The following is a 24286-nucleotide window of genomic DNA, read 5'->3' as shown; positions in this document are numbered from 1 at the left end:
CGGCTTCGGCTTCGGCTTCGGCTTCGGCTTCGGCTTCGGCTTCGGCTTCGGCTTCGGCTTCGGCTTCGGCTTCGGCTTCGGCTTCGGCTTCGGCTTCGGCTTCGGCTTCGGCTTCGGAAATCAGGTCCTCATTCGGCGCATCTTCGTCAACAGGCGACCCTTCAGTTTCACCGCCAGGTTCAACGCTTACATCTTCGACCACATCGTCTGTTTTCGGGGTTTCCACCGGTTCCTGATCGGATTTCTTTTTGCCCGCCACCGTCAAATTCCCCTTATCGATTCTAAAATCACCAGAACTACAGACTGTTCCAAGTTAATCTGCACCCGGCTCTCTCTCAACCCGCATCGCGTGTTTCACAAGCTTTTTAACGGCCTTACGCATCTTCTTGGGCGTCGGCTCCTTGGCGATCTTCAGACGTTCATACCCCAAGGATTTAAGGGGTTCCGCCGTTGCCTCGCTAATTGCCGCCAGCCATAGCGGGGCGTTGCCCGCCCAGATGTCGGCAAATTGTCGCGCGGTGCGGGGTGAGAAAATAGGCGCGATCACCGTCCTGTTGCCCTCCGATGCGGCCTCAGCTTCGGGGCTGAGCGGTAGCAGAAGCTGCTGATACACTGCCTGTTCGCGCGTCGTTACGCCCATCTCGGTCAGACGCTCGGCGATGTTGCCCCGGCTGTGTTCGCCGCGCAGATGCAACAGCGGGCTTGTTGGTCTGATCTGCAAAAGACCAGCCACAAGCTCTTCCGCCGTGCCACCGACCATACGCGCATCCCAGCCGGCGCCTTCGGCGGTCGCAGTCGTGGTCGGACCCACGCAAAAGGCAGGCATATTCCGGCGCACACCCGCCGAGGCCGCCGCGTTCACCGCATTGGATGAGGTGAAGATCAGCCCCTGCGTCTCGGCCGTACAGATCGGAACCGCCAGCGGTTTGATTTCCAGAATGGGGGAATGGATGACCTCAACACGCGATCTGACGCGGGTTGGAAGCTGCGCAACAAACCTCTCCGAGGCGGCGCGAGGGCGGGTCATCAACAAATACAACTATCGGCGCCTTCGGCCTTGGGATTGTTTGCGTCCGCGCAGGGTGGTACCCCGCTTGGCAATCATGATGCAACGGATCAGGCCAATGGTGCAAACACTTACCGTCCTTGGATTGGAAAGCAGCTGCGACGACACAGCCGCCGCCGTCGTGCGCCAAACCGACGGCGAAAGGGCCGAAGTGCTGTCGTCGATTGTCCATGGCCAAACCGAGCTGCACAGCGCTTATGGGGGTGTCGTCCCCGAAATCGCCGCGCGCGCCCATGCCGAGAAACTGGATATCTGCGTCGTACAGGCTCTAGAGGATGCGGGTCTAACACTGGCTGATATGGACGCCATCGCCGTGACCGCCGGGCCCGGCCTGATCGGAGGGGTCATGTCCGGCGTCATGTGCGCCAAGGGGATCAGCGCGGCCACCGGCCTGCCTCTGATCGGGGTAAACCATCTGGCAGGCCACGCCCTGACCCCGCGCCTGACGGATGGAGTATCCTTTCCGTACCTGATGCTGCTGGTCTCGGGCGGGCACTGCCAATATCTGATCGCCCACGGACCCGAGCAATTCACCCGTCTGGGCGGCACTATCGACGATGCCCCCGGCGAAGCTTTTGACAAAACGGCCCGTCTTCTGGGCCTGCCGCAACCTGGTGGACCCTCGGTTGAGGCCGCGGCGCGCCAAGGCGATCCAAAGCGGTTCCGCTTTCCGCGGCCCCTGCTGGACCGGCCCGGATGTGACCTGTCTTTCTCGGGGCTGAAAACCGCGCTGATGCGGATGCGGGATCAGATCGTCGCGGAGAAAGGCGGCCTGACCCGTCAGGATCGCGCCGATCTATGTGCCGGGTTTCAGCAGGCTGTCGTGGATACTTTAGCCGAGAAAACACGACGCGCTATGGATATGTATCTGGCCAAGACCCCCTCGGATCCGGTGATCGCAGTCGCGGGTGGTGTGGCTGCAAACTCCGCTATTCGCGCTGCGTTAGAGACTGTCTGTGCCGAAAAAGGCACGCGATTCACGGCCCCGCCCCTTGCGCTTTGCACCGACAATGCCGCCATGATCGCCTATGCGGGGATGGAACGTTTTCGCACCGGCGCGCGCGACGGTTTGGATCTGACAGCGCGACCTCGTTGGCCTTTGGATCAGACCAGCCCCGCCATGCTGGGTAGCGGTAAGAAGGGTGCAAAGGCATGAGCGTTTCGGTTCTCGGATCAGGGGCGTTCGGTACGGCACTGGCAATCTCACTGGCCGGTAACGGGCCAGTCACCCTGTGGTCGCGCAGCGCCGATCAGGCGAAAGCCATGCAGGACAGTCGGATCAACAAGAGCCGATTGCCCGATGTCGCCTTGCCCGATGCCATCACCGTCACTCCTGATATCGAAGCAGCGGCGGAAAACAATGTCCTTCTGGTGTCTGTGCCTATGCAACAGTTACGTCATGCGCTGCAAGAACACGCAGCGGTGCTGGCCGGGAAAACGCTGGTTGCCTGCTGCAAGGGGATTGAACTGTCCTCGGGCCTCGGTCCGATTTCCGTGATCCGCGAAACCATCCCGGATGCACGACCAGCGCTTCTGACTGGCCCCAGCTTTGCGGATGACATCGCGCGTGGCTTGCCGACAGCGCTGACCCTGGCCTGTGCAGATGCTGATCTGCTCAAAACACTGCAATCCGAGCTGACCACCGCCAATCTGCGCCTATACCGCACCACCGATGTGATCGGGGCGGAACTCGGCGGCGCATTGAAAAACGTTATGGCCATCGGATGTGGCGCTGCCATCGGGGCCGGTCTGGGCGATAGCGCCCGTGCTGCCCTGATGACGCGCGGATTTGCCGAAATGCAGCGCTTTGCCCTCATGCGCGGCGCACAGCCAGAGACGTTGATGGGGCTCTCTGGCCTAGGTGATCTGGTGTTGACCTGCTCGTCGGAGCTGTCCCGAAACTATCGTTTTGGCCTGTGTTTGGGTCGAAATGAGCCCTTCGACACCACAACAACCGTCGAAGGTGTCGCCACCGCCCGCGCCATGGCCGATATCGCCAAGGCCGAAGGTCTGGACATGCCCATCAGCGCCACTGTGGCCGATCTGAGCCAAGGCGCCTACAGTGTGGCGCAAGCTATCGAAACCCTGCTCAACCGACCCCTCAAGGAGGAATAACATGCTGATCGCCCTCATCGCCCGTGACAAACCCGGCGCGCTGCAAACCCGGCTGGACAACCGCTCGGCCCATTTGGCCTATATCGAAGAAACCGGCGTTGTATCGCAGGCTGGCCCGCTGCTGGACGGAGATGCGATGATCGGCTCGCTGGTTGTTCTCGATGTCGAAGATCTGGCCGTTGCACAAAGCTGGGCCGACAATGATCCCTATGCCAAGGCAGGCCTGTTCCAGTCTGTCGAACTGATCCCTTGGAAAAAGGTGATTGGCTGATGGCATACTGGCTGTTCAAATCCGAGCCATCGACCTGGAGTTGGGACCAGCAGGTTGCCAAGGGCGAGGCAGGCGAAGAATGGGACGGCGTGCGGAACTATCAGGCGCGCAATTTCATGCGGCAAATGGCAATCGGTGATCGCGGGTTCTTTTATCACTCGCAAAAGGACAAGGCGATCGTCGGCATCGTTGAGGTCTGTGCTGAGGCCCATCCCGACAGCACCACCGATGACGAACGTTGGGAATGCGTGGATATCAAGGCGGTAAGACCGTTTGAAGTTCACGTCACGCTGGATCAGATCAAAGCGGATGAACGTCTGGGTGAAATGGTGCTGGTCAAAAACTCTCGCCTGTCGGTGCAGCCGGTCACCGAGGCGGAATGGCGGGTGATCTGCGCCCTAGGCTCGACTGCGGCCGACTAGATCGCTTTGCGTTTGATTTGAATCGAATTACGCTGCCTCTCCCTGCGGTCGAACGCGCATTTCGATGACCTTGCCTAGGCCAAAACGCAAAACGCTTTAAAATAGAGGGAAGGCCCTACACGGCGCAGAACCTTCCCTACCCCACGTGCTCCCTACTCACCACACGCGTATTGGAATTTGTTGGTTCTGACCGTCCTGGCCACATAAGGACCATAGCCTGTATTCTCAGGCCGCTTCAAACACCAAGTCCTTAAAATACAACTCAAAACAAAAACGCCCGCCGATGGGCAGGCGGGCGTTTGGGTGGAAAACGTTACGTTTAGCCGTAAACGGATTCTTTGCCGAAATGCTTGGTAAGCATGTAGTAGACCACGGCGCGGTACTTGTTGCGCTCGGACATACCATAGGTTTCCAGAACCGAGTTGATGGCTTCCATCAGCTCAGGACCTTCAGCCAGACCCAGCTTTTTGATGAGGAAGTTGTTTTTGACGGTCTCCAGCTCTCCGTCCTGGCTGGCTGCCACGGTCGACGCGTCGGCGTCATAGATCGCCGGACCGCACCCGATGGTGACCTTGGTCAGCAGGTCCATATCGGCATCCATGCCGCATTTGTTTTTCAGATCATCTGCGTATTTGGCGATCAGATCGTCGCGTTTTCCCATAAAACAGTCTCCCTATCAGCAGTCCTGGCTGCGGTTACTCAAATCCTAAAAACAGGTGTCGGAAGCCTAGCCATTCCTCTTATTCCCACAAAGGGAAAAATTCCGCGCTTTCCCCCTAAGCGGAGGAGCGCCTTTGTCGCGCGCTTTGAAAGGCTCGATCTGCAAGGTCCGAAAACACGCGAACCTTGCGCCCCGGTGTGCTGCTGCCCGCGTGAACAAAGGCAATCGGCGCAGAGGGGGATTTCAAAACTCCGGGCAAAACCTCGACCAGCGTACCCTGCTGCAGCTCTCGCTGAACGGCCAGACGGGACTTGACCGCCAGCCCCAGCCCCTGCACAGCAGCTTCGGTCAACATGTCCGAGTTGGAAACAGCAATACGCCGCGTGACGGACAGTTGCCCCTCATGGGTGTCGAAACGCGTCTGCCAAGGCAAACACGCCCAGCGCATCTTGCGCAGGTCTTCGACGGATTTGGGCATCTCGTATCGTGCAATGAAACCCGGCGCGGCGCAGATGATCCGGTCGTTGTCGCAGAGCTTGCGCGCCTTCAGTGTGCTGTCGGGCAACTGTCCGACGCGAATGGCGCAATCAACGCCCTCATCGACCAGAGAGACATAGCGGTCGACGGCCAGAAACTCGATCGTAAGATCCGGATGGTCCTCTTGGAAACTGTCCATCGACGGCATGATGAACCGGGACAGGATCCACGGTGACAGCGTCACACGCAGATGGCCGCGGAGCGCTCCCTTGCCGCTTCCGGCCTCCAACTCGGCCTCTCGCAGATCGGATAGGACAGGTTCGATTCGATCCAGAAAGATCAGGCCTTCATTGGTCAACTGCACCCGGCGGCTGTTGCGGTGAAAGAGTTTGAGGTTCAGCACCTCTTCTAACTTCCCGATCCGGTGGCTGACCGTCGCCGCCGAAATGCCCAGCGCCTTTGCAGCCGATCCGACCCCTCCAGTTTTGGCGACAGAGACAAAGGTCAGAAGATCGTTCACATGGTACATTCGAAAATTCCTAACACTGGTTTCGAAATTGAGCCAGTTATCCGCGAAAATTTCAAATGGTATCTGATCGGGCACATCAGAGGAGGACCCGATGAAATCGCTCTATGCAGCTACATGCGCCTTGGCGCTGGCCTTGCCCGCCGCGGCAGCCGAATTGGAAACGTATCTTGAGTTCGAGAAGGCCATGCCTCCGGGCAATCTGGCGATTGGACCGGATGGGCGCATGTTCATGTCGGTGCATGAATTCTACGGGCCTGAATTGCGCGTGGTCGAAGTGATGCCCGACGGATCAACTAAGCCCTACCCGACCGAGGATTGGGCCCGCGCCCCGCAAGACGATGCCGATGGCTTGAACGGCGTTTTAGGCCTGCGGGCAGATCGCGATGGTATCCTGTGGATGCTGGACGGACAGGGTGAAAACCAGACCGGGCGCATTGTCGGTTGGGACACCAAGACCGAGACGCTGCACGCTATCCACTATATCGGCGCCCCTGTTGCGCGGCCGACCTCGTTCCTGAACGATCTGGCTGTGGACCGCGATCATGGGGCGATTTACATCTCGGATACGGGCGACGGTCAGAACTCGGCCATCATCGTGGTTGATCTTGAGACGGGCCGCGCGCGGCGCGTTCTGGAGGGGTCAAAATATACTATTCCCGAGGATACCCCGATGGTGATCGACGGGCGCGAGATCACGCTGGGCGGCAATCCGGCCAAGATCGGCATCAACCCGATCACTGTCGATCCGACCAATACGTGGGTCTACTTCGCGCCCATGACGGCCAGTGCGATGTACCGCATCCCCACTGCAGCATTGCTGGATGAAAGCCTGTCGGATGCCGAGCTTGAGGCGCAGGTCGAACGCTATGGCGATAAACCGATCTCGGATGGCTCGACCGTCGATACCGGCGGCAATGTCTATATCACCGCGATGACGTACAATGCGCTGGGCGTCACCAAGCCGGATGGCACCTATGAGGTACTGTTCCAGTCGGATGACGAATTGCCGTGGCCAGACGGGTTCTCGATCGGTGCGGATGGGTATGTCTATGCCACGATCAACGAGTTGCACCGCTCACCCGTGCTGAACAATGGCGAGGATGCCTCCAAGGGGATCTACAAGATTGTCCGGTTCAAGTCGTTGGCGGATGCGGTCAGCGGACGCTGATCCTGGCCCGGCCCTGTTCTGCGGGGCCGGGATACTCATCGGCAATAGCCCCAGCCGGGGCCTTGCAGATGAAAATGATCCGCGTGCAGGCGATTGAAATTTGGTCCTAAAACCACGCGGAACCAGTCACATGCCCCCTTCCCGATCCGGTGTAGAAACGCACTCTCGGGTCCCGGCGCGGACCAATCCTGAAGCAGGCTGAGCGTCCGCCCATCCGCCAGTTCCACCCCGATGATGTCAATCGAATCCGCTGTTGCGTGGCTGCTCCACCCACTGTTTTCGCCCTGAGCGGTCCGCATGCGACGGCAATTGTAGCTGCCCAGATGCCGCAAGGCGCGCACTTGAGTACCCAACAGGTCCTGCGCGGCGGGTTGGACGACGTGATGCTCCCACATCGCCAGACGCAGGGCCGTTGTACAGCGGGTCTCGACCCCGCCCACCCGGGCACTGACCAAGCGGGACAGCTCACCCCGGCCGGAGATACCGCAGTTCTGGTCGACCACCAGATCCACCATCTCTGAAAACGCGACACCGGCCTCAGACAGCGTGGCCCGACACTGCGCCTCATCCGCCAATGCCCGGTTCAACTGATACTTGGTGACGAGCGTAACCGGCGCGGTCACGGTCAGGTCCCGCAGAGGGTTCCAGTGATCCGGCAGAGGTGATTTGGGATGCGACAGCAGCACATACCCGGCCGATCCAACAAGAAATAGAAATACGATGATCGAAAAGAAAGACGCCGCCAGATACAAGATCCGGCGGCGTCCTGAACGTTTGGTCATACCCGATCCGCGATCAGTAGCGGTAGTGCTCGGGCTTGTAAGGGCCTTCCGGCGCAACACCGATATAAGCCGCTTGTTCGTTGTCCATCTTGGTCAGCTTCACGCCGATACGATCCAGATGCAGGCGGGCCACTTTCTCATCCAGATGCTTGGGCAGGATGTAGACCTTGTTTTCGTACTGATCACCCTTGGTGAACAGCTCGATCTGCGCCAGAACCTGGTTGGTGAACGAGGCCGACATCACGAAGGACGGGTGACCGGTGGCGTTGCCGAGGTTCAGCAGACGGCCTTCGGACAGCAGAATGATACGGTTGCCCGAGGGCATCTCGATCATGTCTACCTGTTCCTTGATGTTGGTCCATTTGTGGTTCTTCAGGCTGGCCACCTGAATTTCGTTGTCGAAGTGACCGATATTGCCGACGATGGCCATATCCTTCATCTCGCGCATATGCTCGATGCGGATCACGTCCTTGTTGCCGGTGGTGGTGATGAACACATCCGCCGTTGCAACTTCGTCTTCAAGCAGGGTGACTTCATAGCCGTCCATCGCAGCCTGAAGCGCGCAAATCGGATCTACCTCGGTCACTTTCACACGCGCACCCGCGCCGGACAGCGAAGCAGCCGATCCTTTGCCCACGTCGCCATAGCCGCAGACCACGGCAACCTTACCGGCCAGCATCGTGTCCGTTGCGCGGCGGATGCCGTCAACCAGCGACTCTTTACAGCCATATTTGTTGTCAAACTTCGACTTGGTAACCGAGTCGTTCACGTTGATAGCCGGGAATGGCAGGTGGCCGTCTTTCACCAGTTGATACAGACGGTTCACACCGGTGGTGGTTTCCTCGGACACGCCCTGGATTTGGTCGCGCATCTTGGTGAACCAGCCCGGGCTAGCCGCCATACGCTTGGCGATCTGCTTCTTGATCACCTCTTCCTCTTCCGAGCCAGGAATAGGGATGATGTCCTCACCTGCTTCGGCACGAGCACCCAGCAGGATATACAGCGTGGCGTCGCCGCCATCGTCGAGGATCATGTTCGGGCCGTCTTCGAACAGGAAGGATTTATCCAGATAATCCCAATGCTCTTCAAGCGTCTGGCCTTTGATGGCGAAGACAGGAATGCCTGCCTCGGCAATCGCAGCGGCTGCGTGATCCTGAGTCGAGAAGATGTTGCACGACGCCCAGCGCACATCCGCGCCCAGGGCAACCAGCGTTTCGATCAGAACGGCGGTCTGGATGGTCATGTGCAGCGACCCAACGATCCGCGCACCGCTCAGAGGCTTGCTTTCACCATATTCCGAACGCAGCGCCATCAGGCCCGGCATTTCAGTTTCGGCGATATCCAGTTCCTTGCGGCCGAACCCGGCCAGCGAAATGTCTTTGACGATATAGTCCCCGGCCATAAGGCGCTCCATTTTTGCGGTTAATCACAGTTCCGGCTGCCCCTAGCATCCCTTGGGGCAGGTGGCAATGTGGATGACCGAAAACGGGGTTATACGCCGCAAAAATCAGCTGGGCGTGCCGTCAACCTTGACCTTCGGAATCGCTTCGAAAAAATCGGTGCCAACGGCGACAATACAACTTAAGCCGTTCGCGTGGGTCACCAAAACGGTGTAGCTACCCGTTTCTCGTGAGGTCCAGACCTCCATGACCGACTGCGCGCCGCGTGTTTTCTGCAAACCCCCAAAAACCAGCTCCTCCGAGTAGCTTTTCTGCAGCTTGTCAACCACATGCTCGCGCTCTGCACAATTCTGGGCAAAGGCGGGCGGGGCCGTGGCGGCCATACCAAAGGTCAGGGCGACTGCGAATATACGTTTGAACATAGCAAACTCCTTTCGTTTCACTTTGTGAGAGGAGCGCACCGGGAGAAGCCAGTGCCCCCCTCGGTTTGAATGTCGGGATCAGTTGGTGTGGTTTCAAAGCACGAATGCTCAAGAAAACGTTGGCAGCTGGTGATCCTGACAGGTACATCATAGCAGAAACAATTTGGTTTTATTGTGTCCCACTTCACAAGGCATGGCATAATGGCAACACAACCCCGCGCATGGCAGAGGATGCTGTCGGGCCGCAGGCTGGACCTGCTGGACCCGACCCCGGTCGATATCGAGATCGAGGATATCGCCCATGGCCTGGCCTTTGTGGCGCGTTGGAACGGACAAACGGCGGGCGATTTCGCCTATTCCGTGGCCGAGCATTCACTTTTGGTCGAAGACCTTTTTGGCCGTATCGCACCCAAAGCGCCCGTGAAATGGCGGCTGGCAGCTTTGCTGCACGACGCGCCGGAATACGTAATCGGAGACATGATCTCACCCGTCAAATCCGCCGTAGGCCCGGACTACGGCGCACTGGATGACCGTCTGGCGGCAGCGATCCACATTCGCTTTGGACTTCCCGCCGAGGTGCCTAAATCGGTAAAACGGCAGATCAAAAAGGCCGACAAGATAAGCGCCTGGATGGAGGCCACCCAGATAGCGGGCTTTTCCGAGGCGGAGGCGACGAAGTTCTTTGGCCGTCCGGATCGGACGGTGATGGAGGGGTTGGAGATCAGGCTAAGGCCGCCTGTGGACGTGCGAAAGGCCTATACTGAGCGGCATTGCGAATTACTCAATTTGTTTAGCTGATTGAAGGCTAAGTAGAAAGTTGGAGAATGCTGGCTTTAGTTCGACGCCTCTTAGTCTACGGGCCCTTCATAGCGTTGAATTTCTGTTGCTTTATCATTTCAGCTGTTCTGTTTGATGGCTGCACCAAGTGTTATGTGGACTCAAACGCAGAGCGATGGTCGATGGCAGTTACAGCGATCACCATTTGGGTTTGGCCATATCTGTTCTTGACTATTTGGATCGGCACCAAAGCTTACTCTGCGCGATGCAAGAACAGACCCCTGCTGCCGCTCTTGGGTGCCTTTTTCTTTGGCTTCGTAGTTTACTCGAGTACTTGGCTAGTCTGGGCCGGAATCGCTTTGCGCTGCGGCAAGGACTGCTTTCCGCCGCATAGGCTGGCATATGTATTTGAAACGGCAGGCAATTGGGGGTTCTTCATAGGTCTGGCGGGGTTGGTTGTCTGCTACTTAAAAGAACAGGCATTGGAGTAACCCATATGTCGCGATCAAGAAAGCTCGCAGACTGACAGCAAGTCCAAGTTGCAAACACTAGCGCGAGTTGCGCTTCGCCAAAACCAGCTGCAGTGTTCGGCGGTGCACGTTTAGGCAACGTCCAGTGATCAAAACTTCGGTTGCAGATTCGCCTAAAATCTCACCATTCTGTCTTAACGTTGTAGCAGAGAACCGGCGAAATCTTGCCGCACGCTGACAAGCCTCTTTTCACAACACATCAGGTCACCCTAAAACTTGCGTGTCTTCAAAATGGGCAGTGAAGATTCTTGAATACGGGCAAACTCAAAACGGACACGACTTGGCCGCGCCTATCCGGCGGCGCGCGAACCGCAGTTGCGGTGGGACTTTTGAGTCTGGTCTCCGCTTGCGCCCACGGCCCGACCGACGCGCAACTTGATCCGGAACGTCAGTCAATGGCCCTGCAAGAGGTCTCGCAAAAGCAGGCTCGAGGGCAACGGGTATGGTGCGTGCCCTACGCACGTAGCCTCAGCGGTATCGAAATTCGCGGCAATGCCAAGGACTGGTGGGGCAAGGCGCGCAGTGCGTTTGATCGAGGCAACGAACCGGCTGTCGGTTCGGTCATGTCGTTTAGGGCAACGCGCGGGATGCCTCTGGGCCATGTGGCTGTCGTGTCCGATGTTGTTAGCGACCGGGTCGTCATCGTGAACCACGCCAATTGGCACCGCAACAAAGTGTCGTTGAAAATGGGCGTGAAAGATGTCTCCAAGAACAATGACTGGACACTGGTTCGGGTCGAGAGCGTTCCGGGGCAATACGGCAGTTTGTACCCGGTAAACGGGTTCATCTATCCGAAGTCTGGCGAGTAGCCTGAAAGACTACCATCTGAACAGACTAGTCAAAGCTCTGCTTTTTAGCGCGGGCTACGTTTCGCCAAAATACGCTGCAATGTCCGACGGTGCATGTTCAGGCGCCGCGCGGTTTCCGAGACGTTCCGGTCGCACAGTTCATAGACCCGCTGGATATGTTCCCAGCGCACGCGGTCGGCGCTCATCGGGTTTTCCGGCGGCGGGGGCAGTTCGTCGCCCTTGGCCAGCAGCGCGTTGGTGATGTCTGTGGCATCAGCGGGTTTGGACAGGTAGTCGGTTGCGCCGATCTTGACGGCGGCGACGGCTGTGGCGATGGCCCCGTAGCCGGTCAGGACCACGACACGACTGTCCGGGCGCTTTTCGCGCAACACTTCAACAACATCCAGACCGTTGCCATCCTCTAGCCGCAGATCGACAACCGCATAGGCCGGCGGGCGCGCGGTAGAAATGGCGCGGCCAGCAGCAACGGAGCCTGCGGTTTCAACTTCGAAACCGCGTTTTTCCATGGCTTTGGCAAGGCGTCTCAGGAACGGCTCGTCATCATCCACCAGAAGCAGGGATTTATCGGGGCCGATATCAAGCTGGGAACTGTCTGCCATCGTTGAGTCTTTCCGCTATTTCATGCCTTTGGCTTTACCTAGAATTAATAGCAGCGCGGGGCCAAAGGTCAAACTGGCTTGTCAGGACCCGGCTTGGTCCAAAAAGCAGCCGACCTTGTCTGCCATTTGCTGCGCTGTGTCTTCGCGTTTGAAGAACTCAAGAAACCCATCTTCGGGTGTGACCAGATAGGTGAAGGTGGAATGGTCGACCAGATAGTATTCGTCGCTTTTGTCATGGGCCTTGTAGTAGGTCTTGTAGGCCTGGCTGGCGGCCTTGACCTGCTCGGGTGAACCGGTCAGAGCGATCAGACGTTCATGCAGGTTGAAGGCGTAGTCTCCGACCACTTCAGGCGTGTCGCGATCGGGGTCGATCGAGATGAACAGCGGTGTCACGGATTGCCCACGCTCGGCCAGAATGTCCACGGCCTCGGCGTTGCGGGACATGTCAAACGGGCAGACATCGGGGCAGAACGTATAGCCGAAATAGACGAGTGTCGGCTCGGTGACCACATCCTTGTCAGTGACCGTCTCGCCCTTGCCATTGACTAGTTCGAACGGACCGCCAATCGCCGCCGCTCCGCCCGCGATCTGGCTGGACCGGCATTGCGCGTATTTGTCATCCGACCCGGACCCGATTGTCAAAAGCCACATGGCACCAAGGCCGATAGCAAGAACGACAGCTGCGAGAATAGCATACAGGCGGGTCATGATCGTTTTCCGTGTGCAAGGGGTTGTTGATCGTATCGGTCGGGACACCTATCAAGATGATCAGCCGATGCAACAGGACATAAGTGACCAATGGCAGAATCCAACCAGAGTTTATGGGGCGGTCAGGAACGCAGCAGCTGGATCAGGCTGCGCACCCTTATCCTGCTGCGCTGGGTGGCCATATTTGGCCAGATCACGGCCATCACGGTGGCTCAGCACAGCTATCATGTGCAGCTTGAGGTCACCCTGTGTTATCTGGCGATCGGCGTTTCGGTAATCGGCAATCTGACCGCCAGCTTCCTGTTCCCGCAGAACAAACGCCTGACTGAGTTCCAAAACTTCCTGATGGTGCTGTTCGACCTGTTTCAACTGGCGATCCTGCTGTATCTAACCGGCGGATTGAATAATCCCTTTGCCCTGCTGTTGCTGGGTCCGGTCACAATCTCGGCCAATGTCATGAGCACTCGGTCCACGCTTATTGTGGGAGCCGTGGCGATTGCGCTGGCCACCCTTCTGGCTGAGTTTCACCTGCCTTTGCGGACCGAGATTGGCCTAGTCCTGCAGATCCCCGACATTCTTCTGTTCGGCAACTGGGCCGCGATCATCATCGCCATCATTTTTATCGGGGCGTACTCACACCGGGTCAGCTCCGAGGCGCGTTCTATGTCCGAGGCGCTGGCGGCCACGCATATGGCGCTGGCGCGCGAACAGAAGCTGACTGATCTAGGCGGTGTTGTCGCCGCCGCCGCGCATGAGCTGGGGACCCCTCTGGCGACGATCAAACTGGCCAGTTCCGAATTGATCGAAGAACTCGACGACCGACCCGAGCTGAAAGAAGACGCAGCCCTGATCCGTGAGCAGGCGGACAGGTGCCGGGACATTCTGCGCGACATGGGGCGTGCCGGCAAAGACGATCTGCATTTGCGCCAGGCACCTTTGTCCACAGTGGTGCATGAAGCGGCCGAGCCGCATATCGACCGAGGCAAAACCGTGCATTTCGCCGAAGGCCCGGTGCTGGATGGGGATGTGCAACAACCTTCGATCCTGCGCAAACCCGAGATCATTCACGGGTTACGCAACCTGATCCAAAACGCGGTGGATTTCTCGCGCGCGAATGTCTGGGTCGAGGCGGAGTGGACCTCGGACAAGATCACCGTCTGTATCATGGATGACGGGCGTGGTTATCCCTCGCATCTGATCGGGCGGATTGGTGATCCCTTGATGCGGCGTAGACGGGCCGAAACCGACCAGCGCGCGCGCCCTGAGTACGAAGGTATGGGTCTGGGCCTATTCATCGCCAAAACTCTGTTGGAACGCAGCGGCGCAGATCTGGAATTTGCCAACGGCTCGGACCCGTATCAGCACCTTTCGGACAAGCCTGACCGCCGGGGAGCAATCGTCAAGGTCGAATGGCCGCGCAATCGCATCGACGCGCAACAGGGCGATACCCCGGTACCATCCGGGCGCAACCAGCCTATCCAGGTCTGAGTTAAGACACCGTTAACCATTCTCGCCTTAGGTTGCGTCGGGGTTCCGCAGTCGTAAGGGGAGAAGATGGCAGACTGGATCATTCTGGCCGCGATCAGCCTGGTCTCGTGCTGTTTTGCGGTCATGTGGCTGCTGCCGCGTCGGGCCCGGCGGGACAACAGCTATGGCATGTTCACCGCAAGCTCCTTGTTCGACGCCGTTTTTCTGTTTGATGGCGACCGCCTGATCAGCCACTCTGACATAGCGCTCGCCGGTTTCGAACATGTTGCGGACTGGAACGATTTGCGGCGTTTGCTGCAACGCGACTTTCCGACCTTCCCGGAAACGCCCGAAATCGTACGCGATCAGGGCAATCTGGTGGTCTCAGCCATCGACTGCACGGTTGAGCGTGAGGTTCTGTGCGAATGGATTGACGGGATCGTTCGGATTCAACTGCACGAACCGGCAAGAGAAAATAAAACCAAGCTGCGTGATCCGAATGATCCGATCCGGCTGGCGATGGATCAGGCACCCTATCCGGTCTGGCTGCTGGATCAGAACGCAAGCGTGCGCTGGTGCAACGCGGCCTATGTCTCTCTTGTCCGCAAGGCGCGCGGGCTGGATGCCGACCTGACCTTGCCCCTGTTCCCGGACACCGGGGCAGAGCCGCGGCGCGGCGGGAAGTCCCGCGTCTCGATCGACGTGGCAGGAAGTGACAGCAAATTGTGGTTTGATTTGACCCAGGTGGACCATGCGGAAGGCCGCCTGTTCTATGCGGTCGATATCAATGCGATTGTGCAAGCTGAAACCGCCCAGCGCAAATTCGTGCAGACGATGACCAAGACCTTTGCGCAGCTGTCAATCGGCTTGGCTATTTTCGACCGCAACCGTCAACTGGCTCTGTTCAATCCAGCATTGATCGACCTGACCACGCTTCCGCCAGATTTCCTTAGCTGCCGTCCCAACATCTCCAGCTTTTTTGACCGGCTAAGGGATCAGCACATGATGCCCGAACCCAAGAACTACCGGTCGTGGCGCAATCAGATGAACGATCTGCTCGAGGCGGCCGAGGACGGGAATTATCAGGAAACATGGTCCCTGCCCTCGGGCTCGGTTTATTCGGTCAGCGGCCGCCCGCACCCCGATGGCGCCGTAGCGTTTCTGTTCGAAGACATCACCGCTGAGATCACCCTGACCCGGCGCTTTCGGTCCGAGATGGACCTGATGCAATCCATCCTCGACAAGCTGGCCGACGCAATCGCGGTCTTTTCCGAGGATGGCACACTGGCCCTAACCAACTACGCCTACCAGCGGCTCTGGGGAACGCAGGACGAGGCCGGATTTCACAGTGAAACGGTGACCGAGGTCACGCGCATCTGGCAGGATCATTGCGTCGCCACTCCGGTCTTGGGTGAGATCCGCGATTTCGTGGACATGCGCGATGATCGCACCGAATGGAATGCGGAAATCCAGATGCGCAACGGCACCGCGCTGGACTGTACCGTTATGCCCATGCAGAACGGTGCCACGATCGTGCGCTTTGCAACTGTAAACAAATCTCTGACCGCCGAACCCATGGCCCAGATCAGCGCCTGAACCGGGTTGCAGCCGCTGAGGCGCAGGTCCATTGTGGCGCCATGACTTCGGCACCTGTTACCCTCACCCTGCAAAACCCTCAGGACACCGCAGATTTTGCGGCGCGTTTTGGCGCGACCCTGAGGCCTGCGGATGTGTTGCTGCTGCAAGGTGAGATCGGCAGCGGCAAGACCCACTTTGCCCGTAGTCTCATCCAGTCTCTGATGAACCCGCCCGAGGATGTGCCCTCACCGACCTTCACACTGGTGCAGGCCTATGACACGCAGATCGGAGAGATTTGGCATTGTGACCTCTACCGGCTGACCTCGGTGGATGAGGTTGACGAGCTGGGCCTGACCGAAGCCTTCGACACCGCACTATGCCTTGTGGAATGGCCAGACAAACTTGGACCGCTGGCCCCCGAAACTGCATTGACACTTGCCTTCCAAACCGACCCGGTTGAGACCGAGACACGCCACCTGACCCTGTCTTGGTCTGATCCGAAATGGCTTGGGAAACTGGAGAATACTCTATGACTGATCGTACTGTGCTGGCCGAGGCCTTGATTGCACAGACGCCATGGGCCAATGCCACGCGCGCGCCTTTGGCCGGGGACGCCTCGAACCGCAGGTATGAGCGTCTGACAGATCCGGCGACCGGTCGCACGGCGGTTCTGATGGACGCCCCGCCGGATCGCGGAGAGGATGTCGAACCCTTCGTCCGGATCGCGAACCATCTGCGCGCGGTGGGCCTCAGCGCACCCGAGATTTACGCCGAAGACAATCAGAACGGGTTTCTGGTACTGGAGGATCTGGGCGATGATCTATTTTCACGCGTTCTAACCAAGGACCCGAGCCAGGAACGCCTCCTCTATGAAGCGGCGACGGATGTTCTTCTGCACCTGCATGAGGCTCCGATTCTGCCCCTGCCCTCATACGATCCCACATTGATGACCGAGCTGGCCGCTCTGGCCTTCACGAAATACGCGCACGCCATACTGGGCGACCATGATGAAGACGCGCAGGAGAGGTTCGAGCTGCGCTTTGCCGATATCCTGCTGCAGGAGACCTCGGGCACCAAAGTCGTCGTGCAGCGGGACTACCACGCCGAAAACCTGATCTGGCTGCCAGAACGCGAGGGCGTGCAGCGCGTCGGGCTTCTGGACTTCCAATTGGCGATGCTGGGGCACCCGGCCTATGATCTGGTCTCGCTCTTGCAGGATGTGCGCCGGACCGTGCCGACCGGAATCGAAATGCAGATGGTCAATCGCTATATCGCGGCCTCTGGTATGGATGACCATGACTTCCGCACCGCCTACAGCGTTCTCGGCGCGCAACGAAACCTTCGTATTCTGGGTGTTTTTGCCCGGCTGGCCACGGATTATGGCAAGCCACATTACGTCGATCTGATCCCCGCCACATGGGCGCATCTGATGCGCGATCTGGAGCATCCCGCGCTGATCCCGGTTGCCAACATCCTGCTCGACGCCCTGCCCGAACCAACCGCGGAAAACCTCGCAAGGCTGAAAGCATCATGAGCCAATCCCCCGACGCCGTGATGCTATTTGCCGCCGGGTTCGGCACTCGGATGGGCGCGTTGACCAAGGACCGGCCAAAACCTCTGATCAAGGTCGCCGAACGCCCACTGATCGACCACGCGCTTGCGCTGGTGGATGCCGTTCAGCCGACCCGCGTGGTTGCAAACCTACACTATCACGCCGATCAGTTGCGGACTCACCTAGCGCCCAAAGGCATCCTACTCTCGCATGAAACGCCCGAGATTCTGGAAACCGGCGGCGGTTTGAGGGCGGCTTTGCCTCTGCTGGGCGCAGGCCCGGTTTTCACCATGAACAGCGATGCAATCTGGGCCGGACCCAACCCGCTGAGCCTGCTGCAACAGGCATGGGACCCGGACCGGATGGATGCGCTTTTGATGTGCGTCCCGATTGGTCAAACCATCGGGCATGCGGGCCAAGGGGATTTTACCGCTGATACCGACGGCCGGATCACGCGTGGACCGGGTCTGGTGTATGGCGGCGTGCAGATTCTGAAAACCGACGGGCTGCAACATATCCCGGAACAGGCTTTCTCGTTGAACCTGTTGTGGAACCAGATGCACGACCGCAACCGCCTGTTCGCACTGGAATATCCCGGCCGTTGGTGTGATGTCGGACGCCCCGAAGGGATCGCTCTGGCTGAGGGCATGCTGGCGGATGTTTGACCCCAGCGCGCATCCACGGGTTTTCGCCGTTCCGCCGGGTACGGATTTCCCCAAAGCGCTGGTTGCCGGGCTGCGGCAGCGCGCCTCTGGCCCGCCCGAGGCGTTGGCCCGCGTGCAATTGGTGGTCAACACGCGCCGCATGGCCCGGCGGGTGCGCGACCTGTTCGATCAGGGGCCGCCCTGCCTGTTGTCCAGGCTTTCTCTGGTCACCGATCTGGGCGAAAGCGTTGATCTGGCACAGATTCCGCCCGCCATACCCCCGCTGAGACGGCGGCTGGAGCTGACTCAGCTGATCTCAAAACTGCTAGACCAGCAGCCTGATCTGGCTGCAAGGGCCTCGCTGTTTGACCTGTCCGACAGCCTGGCCGCCTTGATTGATGAGATGCAGGGCGAGGGCGTGTCGCCAGACGCGATCCGCCAATTGGATGTCAGCGATATGTCCGGCCATTGGGCTCGCGCACAGGCGTTTATCGGCATCGCGGACCATTTTGTCGATGCAAGCGATCAGGCGATGGACGCACAGGCGCGGCAACGTCGGGTGGTCGAAAATCTGATCGACCGCTGGCAGGAGGCTACGCCGAAACATCCCGTCATTTTGGCCGGCTCGACGGGATCACGCGGCACCACGCTGATGCTGATGCAAGCCGTCGCGCGCCTGCCGCAAGGGGCCTTGATCCTGCCGGGCTATGATTTCGACCAGCCGCGCGCCGTTTGGGACCGTCTGGACGAGGCGCTGACCTCTGAGGATCACCCGCAATATCGGTTCCGCAAATTGATGCGAGAGCTGGGGTTAGAGCATGATCAGATCCTGCCCTGGACGGATGAACAACCACCCTCACCCGCGCGTAACCGATTGGTTTCGCTGGCTTTGCGCCCTGCCCCCATCACCGACGCGTGGATGTCCGAAGGTCCACGTCTGACCGAGTTGGACCAGGCCACGCGCGACCTGACACTGGTCGAGGCGGACTCGCCCCGGTCCGAGGCCCTCGCCATCGCTCTTCGCTTACGGCAGGCGGCCGAAACGGGCCAAACCGCCGCTTTGATTACACCCGATCGGATGCTGACCCGGCAGGTCAGCGCGGCATTGGATCGCTGGAACATCCTGCCCGATGATAGTGCCGGTCTGCCGCTGCAACTGTCTCCGCCCGGCCGGTTTTTGCGCCATGTGGCGGGCCTGTTTGCGCGCCGTCTGGAGGGTGAGGCGCTACTGACCCTACTGAAACATCCCCTGTGCCATGACGGGGGTGAGCGCGGGGCTCATCTGTTGCATACCCGCGATTTGGAGCTGGACCTGCGCCGGCATGGCCCTCCATTCCCGGACCAAGCCAGCCTTACCGCATCCGCGATCCGCACCGAAGCGCCCGAGGGATGGGTGAGCTGGGTCAGCGCGCATTTCTGCGATCAGAAAGTCACCGGGGAACTCCCCCTGACCGAATGGGTCGACCGATTGCTGTCTCTGGCCGAGTCGATCTCGGCCGGACATGCGGGTGACCAAGGCACCCAGTGGGACAAGAACGCGGGCCAAAAGGCCCTGTCGGTGTTGACCAATCTGCGGGATGAAGCGCATCACGGCGGCCCCATGACCGCCCATGACTTCGCCGATCTGCTAGGCGCGCTTCTGGCCGGAGAAGAGGTCCGCGACCGCGACGCCCCGCACCCGCATATCATGATCTGGGGCACGCTCGAGGCCCGCGTGCAGGGTGCAGATCTGCTGATCCTCGGTGGTTTGAACGAGGGCAGCTGGCCCGAAGCCCCAGCCCCGGACCCGTGGTTGAACCGCCAGATGCGCGACAAGGCGGGTTTGTTGTTGCCCGAACGGCGGATTGGGCTTTCGGCGCATGACTTCCAACAGGCCATCGGCGCGCCCGAGGTCTGGCTAACCCGCGCCACCCGCTCGGACGATGCGGAAACCGTGCCCTCGCGCTGGCTGAACCGTCTGACGAACCTGTTGCAGGGCCTGCCCGACCAAGGCGGCCAAACGGCGCTATCGGATATGCGCGCGCGGGGTCGAACCTATCTGAACTGGGCCAAAACACTGGAGCATGCCCCCCGGATAGAGGCGGCGCATCGCCCCTCGCCCAAACCTCCGGTTGCCGCCCGACCGCGACGCCTTTCAGTCACCGAGATCAAACGCCTGATCCGCGACCCTTATGCGATTTACGCCAAACATGTGCTGCGTCTGAAACCACTCGATCCGTTGGTGCAGGCCCCCGATGCGTTGCTGCGCGGGATCGTGATCCATGAGATTCTGGAACATTTCGTCAAGGACAGCGTGCTGGATACCGCTTTGCTGACCCGCGAAAACTTCCTGAAACGTGCCCATGACCTGCTTGAAACGCACGTCGCCTGGCCGACCGCCCGCAAGCTATGGCTGGCGCGGCTGGAACGGATTGCCGACGACTTTCTGAGTGCCGAGGTCAATCGCCGGGGCGACGGCGGCCCGGTGGCGTTTGAGGCCGCGATGAAGCTGGTGTTGGAGCCTCTGGATTTCACCATCGCAGGGCGTGCCGACCGGATCGATTGCAACAGCCGAGGCGCGTTGCGGATTGTGGACTACAAAACCGGCGCGCCTCCGACCGAAAGCCAACAGGCGAAGTTCGACAAACAACTGTTGATCGAAGCCGCCATGGCCGAGCAGGGCGCCATCGAAGGGATCGACCCCACCGACGTGGCCGAAGCGATCTTCATCGGTATGGGCGGCAGCTACAAAGAGGTCGCCGCTCCACTCGCCAAAGAGCCCACGGACAAGGTGTTGGCTGAGCTGAAAGAGCTGGTTGCTGCTTATTTAGAGCCTGATCAGGGCTTCTCATCGCGCCGCATGTTGCACAAGGACACCGATATCGGCGACTACGATCATCTGGCCCGGTTCGGGGAATGGGACCGCACCGCCGAAACCCTCCCTGAGGACCTGACATGAGCGCCCGCAACGACGCCACCGAGCGGCAAGTGCAGGCCGCGCGCCCCGATGCTTCGACCTGGTTGGCGGCGAATGCCGGGTCGGGCAAGACCCGCGTGCTGACTGACCGCGTGGCGCGTCTGCTGCTGAGCGGGGTGCAACCGCAGCACATCCTCTGCCTGACCTACACCAAGGCCGCCGCCAGTGAGATGCAGAACCGGCTGTTCAAGCGGCTTGGGGAATGGGCGATGCTGGGGGACGCGCCGTTGTTGGCGCAGCTGACGGATCTGGGCGTCGAAGGCGCAATCGATGCGGACCGACTAGCGCAGGCCCGCACCCTGTTTGCCCGCGCGATCGAAACGCCAGGTGGGTTGAAGATCCAGACCATCCACTCTTTCTGCGCTTCGCTGCTGCGTCGCTTCCCGCTTGAGGCCGGTGTCAGCCCTCAATTTGCCGAGATGGAGGACCGCGCCGCCGCATTGCTGCGCGAAGAGATCATCGAGGATTTCGCCGAGGGCCCTCAGGCCGGATTGATCGAGGATATTGCGCGGTTCGTCACTGATACCGGGTTCGAAAGGCTGACCGCAGCAGTGACTCAAAAGCGGAACCAGTTCGTGCAGCCCTTGCAGCGCTCGGACCTGTTGCAGAGATTTGGCCTACCGGAGGGCTTTGACGACGACACCCTGTCGGCACAGGTGTTTCTGGGCGGTGAGGTTGATGTGATCCAATCCATATTGCCCGCGCTGATCGAAAGCGGCGGCAACAATGCCAAGGCCGCCGCAAAACTTGCGGCATTCACCGAGGCAAAACTGACCCATCTGCCAATTCTGGAAGGCGTCTTGCTGACGGGCAAGGGTGCAAAGGAGCCGTTCACCGCCAAGATCAACGGCTTCCCGACCAAAGCCCTGCGCGAAGGGGCTCTGACGGACCGCATGCCACGGCTGGAATCGCTAATGCTGCGGGTTGAGGCCGCGCGCGAACAACGGCTGGCTCTGGTTGCTGCGCAAAAAACCACTGTTTTGCATCGCTTCGCTGCAGCTTTCCTGCCGGAATATGAACGCCGTAAGCAGCTGCGCGGGTGGCTGGACTTTGACGATTTGATCCTCCGAGCGCGGCAGGTTCTAAACGACCCGGCGGTGGCCGAATGGGTGTTGTACCGGTTGGATGGCGGCATCGACCACATTCTGGTGGACGAGGCGCAGGACACCAGCCCGGATCAATGGGATGTGGTCGAAAAGCTGGCGCAGGAATTCACCAGCGGGGAAGGGGCCCGATCCGAGGTTGAACGCACGATCTTTGTGGTTGGCGACAAGAAACAGTCGATCTATTCCTTCCAGGGCGCTGACCCGCAGGCCTTTGACCGGATGCAGGCCGAATTCGGGCGAAAGCTGAAAGAATCAGGCTCTAAACTGTGGGATTCGACGCTTGAATATTCATTCCGATCCTCCAGCGCGATCCTGTCATTGGTTGATTTGCTGTTCGAAAACCAGACTGAGGCCGGGTTTCACAAGGAAAGCCAACACCGTGCGTTCAAGGCAGACCTGCCGGGACGCGTAGACCTCTGGCCCGTGGTGGAAAAGGTCGAGAATGACGAGGATGGCGATTGGACCGATCCGGTGGATCGGCCTGGGTCGCGCCACCATACCGTCATTCTGGCCGAGCAGGTGGCGCAGTCTATCAAGCACATGATCAACACTGGGGCTACGATCCCCGAAGACGGCGAAACGCCCGGCACATTCGTGCGCCGCAGGGTTCAGCCGGGGGATTTCCTGATCCTGGTCCAGCGCCGTTCAGACCTGTTTTCCGAGATCATCCGCGCCTGCAAAGCCCTGCATCTGCCCATCGCCGGGGCCGACCGTTTGAAAGTCGGCGCCGAGCTGGCGGTGAAGGATTTGGCGGCACTGCTAAGCTTTCTGGCCACGCCCGAAGACAGCCTGTCGCTGGCAACGGTCCTGAAATCCCCTCTGTTCGGTTGGTCCGAGCAGGAGCTGTTCGATCTGGCCCATCGCCGGCAAGAGAAATTCCTGTGGGCCGCACTGCGCAATCGCTCCGACGAGTTTCCTGAGACGCTTGCGATCCTCAACGATCTGCGTGGACAGATCGACTTTCTGCGGCCCTATGACCTGATCGAACGGATCCTGACCCGCCATGACGGGAGAAGAAAGCTGCTGGGTCGGCTGGGGGCCGAGGCCGAGGATGGGATCAACGCGCTGCTCTCGCAGGCTTTGGCTTATGAGCGAACCGATATTCCCAGCCTGACCGGCTTTCTGGTCTGGATGCAGACCGACGATCTGGAGATCAAACGCCAGATGAGCGGCGTGGGAAACATGATCCGCGTGATGACCGTGCATGGCTCAAAAGGATTGGAAGCGCCGATCGTGATCCTGCCGGATACCGGCAAAAGGCAGGCCCCGCGCGATGCCGAGATCATGGTGGCTGATGGAACGCCCCTGTGGAAGGTTCCCGCCGATGTCTCGCCCAAGCTGATCTCCAGCGCCCGCGAGGAGGCCCGAAACCGTGAGGAGAATGAACGCCTTCGATTGCTCTATGTGGCTCTAACACGGGCAGAAAAGTGGTTGATCGTGGCCGCTGCTGGGGATGTCGGGAAGGATGGAACCAGCTGGTATCAGATGGTCGAGGCCGCGATGGAGCGCGCAGGCGCGACACAGATGGAGGGGTCGCAGACACGGCGACTGGCCCATGGCGATTGGGAGGGGTTGCCGCTGGTCGAACACAGCGAACGCGCCGAGCCAAGTCAGGACCTGCCTGCGTACTTCCAGCATCCCGCCGAGGATCCACCCTCGGAACCAGAAACCCTCAGCCCTTCAGATCTTGGCGGGGCAAAGGCGCTGCCCGGTGATGCGGGGCAGGATGAAGAGGCCGCGAAGCTGCGCGGCACCCGATTGCACCTGCTGCTGGAACATCTTCCCAGCGCGCCTCGGGATGACTGGCCCATGCTGTGCGCTCGGCTTCTACCCGATATGCAGGATCAGGCTAGGGCCGAGTTGTTGTCTGAAGTCACCAAGGTCCTGACAGCGGAGCACCTGCAACCAGTCTTCGCGTCGGATGCGCTGGCCGAGGTCCCCGTTTCAGCCGAACTGAACGGGCGGCGCATGCATGGTATCATCGACCGGCTGATCATAACGGATACTGAAGTGCATGTGGTTGATTTTAAAACAAACGCCACGGTACCCGAGCGGGCTGAAGCCTGCCCCGAAGGCCTGTTGCGACAGATGGGGGCCTATGCGCAGGCGTTAAGCCAGATTTACCCGGACAAAACCATCCGTACCGCCATCCTGTGGACGCGGACGGCCGCGTTTATGTGGCTGCCACACGATCTTGTGACGCAATCGCTGACCCGCGCCCAGATATCTTGACCTTACCCGACGCGG

Annotated in this window: 22 protein-coding genes and 1 pseudogene; 14 read left to right on the top strand and 9 right to left on the bottom strand. The window is 59.6% G+C overall.

Annotation, left to right across the window (positions count from 1 at the left end):
* Both ACR0B5_RS20060 and ACR0B5_RS20055 read right to left on the bottom strand, forming a co-directional pair.
* Positions 1–259 (bottom strand): annotated as a pseudogene (locus ACR0B5_RS20060) (hypothetical protein); the annotation flags it as partial.
* Positions 260–313: 54 nt separating this feature from the next.
* On the bottom strand, positions 314–1027 hold the full coding sequence (locus ACR0B5_RS20055; RefSeq protein WP_480542880.1) for a uroporphyrinogen-III synthase: 714 nt from the start codon (positions 1025–1027) through the stop codon (positions 314–316).
* A gap of 97 nt (positions 1028–1124) precedes the next feature.
* On the opposite strand from ACR0B5_RS20055, the gene tsaD reads away from it, so the two are divergent.
* Genes tsaD through ACR0B5_RS20035 form a run of 4 tightly spaced genes read left to right on the top strand, consistent with a single transcriptional unit; the run spans position 1125 to position 3874 of the window.
* On the top strand, positions 1125–2222 hold the full coding sequence (gene tsaD, locus ACR0B5_RS20050) for a tRNA (adenosine(37)-N6)-threonylcarbamoyltransferase complex transferase subunit TsaD (RefSeq protein WP_480542898.1): 1098 nt from the start codon (positions 1125–1127) through the stop codon (positions 2220–2222).
* Positions 2219–3181: an NAD(P)H-dependent glycerol-3-phosphate dehydrogenase gene (locus ACR0B5_RS20045; RefSeq protein ID WP_480542878.1), complete on the top strand. Its 963-nt coding sequence runs from the start codon at positions 2219–2221 to the stop codon at positions 3179–3181. Before tsaD ends, ACR0B5_RS20045 begins: the two co-directional genes overlap by 4 nt.
* A 1-nt stretch (position 3182) precedes the next feature.
* Positions 3183–3452 (top strand): YciI family protein, encoded by a 270-nt coding sequence (locus ACR0B5_RS20040; protein ID WP_480542876.1) that lies wholly within the window; start codon positions 3183–3185, stop codon positions 3450–3452.
* Positions 3452–3874 (top strand): EVE domain-containing protein, encoded by a 423-nt coding sequence (locus tag ACR0B5_RS20035; protein WP_170380169.1) that lies wholly within the window; start codon positions 3452–3454, stop codon positions 3872–3874. The genes ACR0B5_RS20040 and ACR0B5_RS20035 overlap by 1 nt, the downstream gene beginning before the upstream one ends.
* A 319-nt stretch (positions 3875–4193) precedes the next feature.
* Here the strand turns inward: ACR0B5_RS20035 and ACR0B5_RS20030 are convergent, their stop codons facing one another.
* Together ACR0B5_RS20030 and ACR0B5_RS20025 are read right to left on the bottom strand one after the other, a co-directional pair.
* A complete protein-coding gene (locus ACR0B5_RS20030) occupies positions 4194–4535 on the bottom strand; it encodes a DUF2853 family protein (RefSeq protein ID WP_480542874.1) in 342 nt (113 codons plus the stop codon).
* A gap of 115 nt (positions 4536–4650) precedes the next feature.
* The gene (locus ACR0B5_RS20025; protein ID WP_425084036.1) at positions 4651–5541 is read right to left on the bottom strand and encodes a LysR family transcriptional regulator; all 891 of its coding nucleotides are present in this window, start codon (positions 5539–5541) and stop codon (positions 4651–4653) included.
* Between the two features lie 91 nt (positions 5542–5632).
* Between ACR0B5_RS20025 and ACR0B5_RS20020 the strand changes: the two genes are divergently transcribed.
* Positions 5633–6709, top strand: coding sequence for an L-dopachrome tautomerase-related protein (locus ACR0B5_RS20020; RefSeq protein WP_425084037.1), 1077 nt, complete (start codon positions 5633–5635; stop codon positions 6707–6709).
* Between the two features lie 35 nt (positions 6710–6744).
* On the opposite strand, the gene ACR0B5_RS20015 is transcribed toward ACR0B5_RS20020, so the two are convergent.
* The 3 genes from ACR0B5_RS20015 to ACR0B5_RS20005 all read right to left on the bottom strand — a co-directional run bounded on the left by ACR0B5_RS20015 (position 6745) and on the right by ACR0B5_RS20005 (position 9313).
* Positions 6745–7491, bottom strand: coding sequence for an extensin-like domain-containing protein (locus tag ACR0B5_RS20015; protein WP_170550928.1), 747 nt, complete (start codon positions 7489–7491; stop codon positions 6745–6747).
* Positions 7492–7504: 13 nt separating this feature from the next.
* On the bottom strand, positions 7505–8893 hold the full coding sequence (ahcY, locus tag ACR0B5_RS20010) for an adenosylhomocysteinase (protein WP_480542872.1): 1389 nt from the start codon (positions 8891–8893) through the stop codon (positions 7505–7507).
* 105 nt (positions 8894–8998) lie between these two features.
* Complete coding sequence (locus ACR0B5_RS20005; protein WP_170380174.1) at positions 8999–9313, bottom strand: hypothetical protein; 315 nt, start codon at positions 9311–9313, stop codon at positions 8999–9001.
* Positions 9314–9514: 201 nt separating this feature from the next.
* Here ACR0B5_RS20005 and ACR0B5_RS20000 point away from each other — a divergent pair, with 201 nt between their 5' ends.
* Together ACR0B5_RS20000 and ACR0B5_RS19995 are read left to right on the top strand one after the other, a co-directional pair.
* Complete coding sequence (locus ACR0B5_RS20000) at positions 9515–10111, top strand: HD domain-containing protein (RefSeq protein ID WP_480542870.1); 597 nt, start codon at positions 9515–9517, stop codon at positions 10109–10111.
* Between the two features lie 829 nt (positions 10112–10940).
* Positions 10941–11429 carry a CHAP domain-containing protein gene (locus ACR0B5_RS19995; protein WP_480542868.1) on the top strand — a complete coding sequence of 163 codons (489 nt, stop codon included), beginning with the start codon at positions 10941–10943 and terminating at the stop codon, positions 11427–11429.
* Positions 11430–11473: 44 nt separating this feature from the next.
* Here the strand turns inward: ACR0B5_RS19995 and ACR0B5_RS19990 are convergent, their stop codons facing one another.
* Together ACR0B5_RS19990 and ACR0B5_RS19985 are read right to left on the bottom strand one after the other, a co-directional pair.
* On the bottom strand, positions 11474–12028 hold the full coding sequence (locus ACR0B5_RS19990; protein ID WP_050604676.1) for an ActR/PrrA/RegA family redox response regulator transcription factor: 555 nt from the start codon (positions 12026–12028) through the stop codon (positions 11474–11476).
* An 81-nt stretch (positions 12029–12109) separates the two neighbouring features.
* Positions 12110–12736: an SCO family protein gene (locus tag ACR0B5_RS19985; RefSeq protein ID WP_480542866.1), complete on the bottom strand. Its 627-nt coding sequence runs from the start codon at positions 12734–12736 to the stop codon at positions 12110–12112.
* Positions 12737–12826: 90 nt separating this feature from the next.
* Between ACR0B5_RS19985 and regB the strand changes: the two genes are divergently transcribed.
* The 7 genes from regB to addA all read left to right on the top strand — a co-directional run bounded on the left by regB (position 12827) and on the right by addA (position 24271).
* The gene (regB, locus tag ACR0B5_RS19980; RefSeq protein ID WP_480542864.1) at positions 12827–14224 is read left to right on the top strand and encodes a sensor histidine kinase RegB; all 1398 of its coding nucleotides are present in this window, start codon (positions 12827–12829) and stop codon (positions 14222–14224) included.
* 66 nt (positions 14225–14290) lie between these two features.
* Positions 14291–15799: a PAS-domain containing protein gene (locus tag ACR0B5_RS19975; protein WP_480542862.1), complete on the top strand. Its 1509-nt coding sequence runs from the start codon at positions 14291–14293 to the stop codon at positions 15797–15799.
* Positions 15800–15840: 41 nt separating this feature from the next.
* A complete protein-coding gene (gene tsaE / locus ACR0B5_RS19970) occupies positions 15841–16314 on the top strand; it encodes a tRNA (adenosine(37)-N6)-threonylcarbamoyltransferase complex ATPase subunit type 1 TsaE (RefSeq protein WP_480542860.1) in 474 nt (157 codons plus the stop codon).
* Positions 16311–17315 carry an aminoglycoside phosphotransferase family protein gene (locus ACR0B5_RS19965; protein WP_480542858.1) on the top strand — a complete coding sequence of 335 codons (1005 nt, stop codon included), beginning with the start codon at positions 16311–16313 and terminating at the stop codon, positions 17313–17315. The genes tsaE and ACR0B5_RS19965 overlap by 4 nt, the downstream gene beginning before the upstream one ends.
* Positions 17312–17998, top strand: a complete 687-nt coding sequence (locus ACR0B5_RS19960; RefSeq protein WP_480542856.1) for a nucleotidyltransferase family protein — start codon at positions 17312–17314, stop codon at positions 17996–17998. The genes ACR0B5_RS19965 and ACR0B5_RS19960 overlap by 4 nt, the downstream gene beginning before the upstream one ends.
* The gene (gene addB / locus ACR0B5_RS19955; RefSeq protein WP_480542854.1) at positions 17991–20915 is read left to right on the top strand and encodes a double-strand break repair protein AddB; all 2925 of its coding nucleotides are present in this window, start codon (positions 17991–17993) and stop codon (positions 20913–20915) included. The genes ACR0B5_RS19960 and addB overlap by 8 nt, the downstream gene beginning before the upstream one ends.
* Positions 20912–24271, top strand: coding sequence for a double-strand break repair helicase AddA (gene addA / locus ACR0B5_RS19950; protein WP_480542852.1), 3360 nt, complete (start codon positions 20912–20914; stop codon positions 24269–24271). Before addB ends, addA begins: the two co-directional genes overlap by 4 nt.
* The last annotated feature ends 15 nt before the right edge of the window (positions 24272–24286 follow it).

The organism is Ruegeria sp. AG1, from assembly GCF_056541705.1.
This window is presented reverse-complemented; position numbering and strand designations above follow the sequence as displayed.

Coding starts and splice junctions, on each gene's coding strand:
- ACR0B5_RS20055 (WP_480542880.1), bottom strand. CDS start 1,027: ATGACCCGCCCTCGCGCCGCCTCGGAGAGGTTTGTTGCGCAGCTTCCA.
- tsaD (WP_480542898.1), top strand. CDS start 1,125: ATGGTGCAAACACTTACCGTCCTTGGATTGGAAAGCAGCTGCGACGAC.
- ACR0B5_RS20045 (WP_480542878.1), top strand. CDS start 2,219: ATGAGCGTTTCGGTTCTCGGATCAGGGGCGTTCGGTACGGCACTGGCA.
- ACR0B5_RS20040 (WP_480542876.1), top strand. CDS start 3,183: ATGCTGATCGCCCTCATCGCCCGTGACAAACCCGGCGCGCTGCAAACC.
- ACR0B5_RS20035 (WP_170380169.1), top strand. CDS start 3,452: ATGGCATACTGGCTGTTCAAATCCGAGCCATCGACCTGGAGTTGGGAC.
- ACR0B5_RS20030 (WP_480542874.1), bottom strand. CDS start 4,535: ATGGGAAAACGCGACGATCTGATCGCCAAATACGCAGATGATCTGAAA.
- ACR0B5_RS20025 (WP_425084036.1), bottom strand. CDS start 5,541: ATGTACCATGTGAACGATCTTCTGACCTTTGTCTCTGTCGCCAAAACT.
- ACR0B5_RS20020 (WP_425084037.1), top strand. CDS start 5,633: ATGAAATCGCTCTATGCAGCTACATGCGCCTTGGCGCTGGCCTTGCCC.
- ACR0B5_RS20015 (WP_170550928.1), bottom strand. CDS start 7,491: ATGACCAAACGTTCAGGACGCCGCCGGATCTTGTATCTGGCGGCGTCT.
- ahcY (WP_480542872.1), bottom strand. CDS start 8,893: ATGGCCGGGGACTATATCGTCAAAGACATTTCGCTGGCCGGGTTCGGC.
- ACR0B5_RS20005 (WP_170380174.1), bottom strand. CDS start 9,313: ATGTTCAAACGTATATTCGCAGTCGCCCTGACCTTTGGTATGGCCGCC.
- ACR0B5_RS20000 (WP_480542870.1), top strand. CDS start 9,515: ATGGCAACACAACCCCGCGCATGGCAGAGGATGCTGTCGGGCCGCAGG.
- ACR0B5_RS19990 (WP_050604676.1), bottom strand. CDS start 12,028: ATGGCAGACAGTTCCCAGCTTGATATCGGCCCCGATAAATCCCTGCTT.
- ACR0B5_RS19985 (WP_480542866.1), bottom strand. CDS start 12,736: ATGACCCGCCTGTATGCTATTCTCGCAGCTGTCGTTCTTGCTATCGGC.
- regB (WP_480542864.1), top strand. CDS start 12,827: ATGGCAGAATCCAACCAGAGTTTATGGGGCGGTCAGGAACGCAGCAGC.
- ACR0B5_RS19975 (WP_480542862.1), top strand. CDS start 14,291: ATGGCAGACTGGATCATTCTGGCCGCGATCAGCCTGGTCTCGTGCTGT.
- tsaE (WP_480542860.1), top strand. CDS start 15,841: ATGACTTCGGCACCTGTTACCCTCACCCTGCAAAACCCTCAGGACACC.
- ACR0B5_RS19965 (WP_480542858.1), top strand. CDS start 16,311: ATGACTGATCGTACTGTGCTGGCCGAGGCCTTGATTGCACAGACGCCA.
- ACR0B5_RS19960 (WP_480542856.1), top strand. CDS start 17,312: ATGAGCCAATCCCCCGACGCCGTGATGCTATTTGCCGCCGGGTTCGGC.
- addB (WP_480542854.1), top strand. CDS start 17,991: ATGTTTGACCCCAGCGCGCATCCACGGGTTTTCGCCGTTCCGCCGGGT.
- addA (WP_480542852.1), top strand. CDS start 20,912: ATGAGCGCCCGCAACGACGCCACCGAGCGGCAAGTGCAGGCCGCGCGC.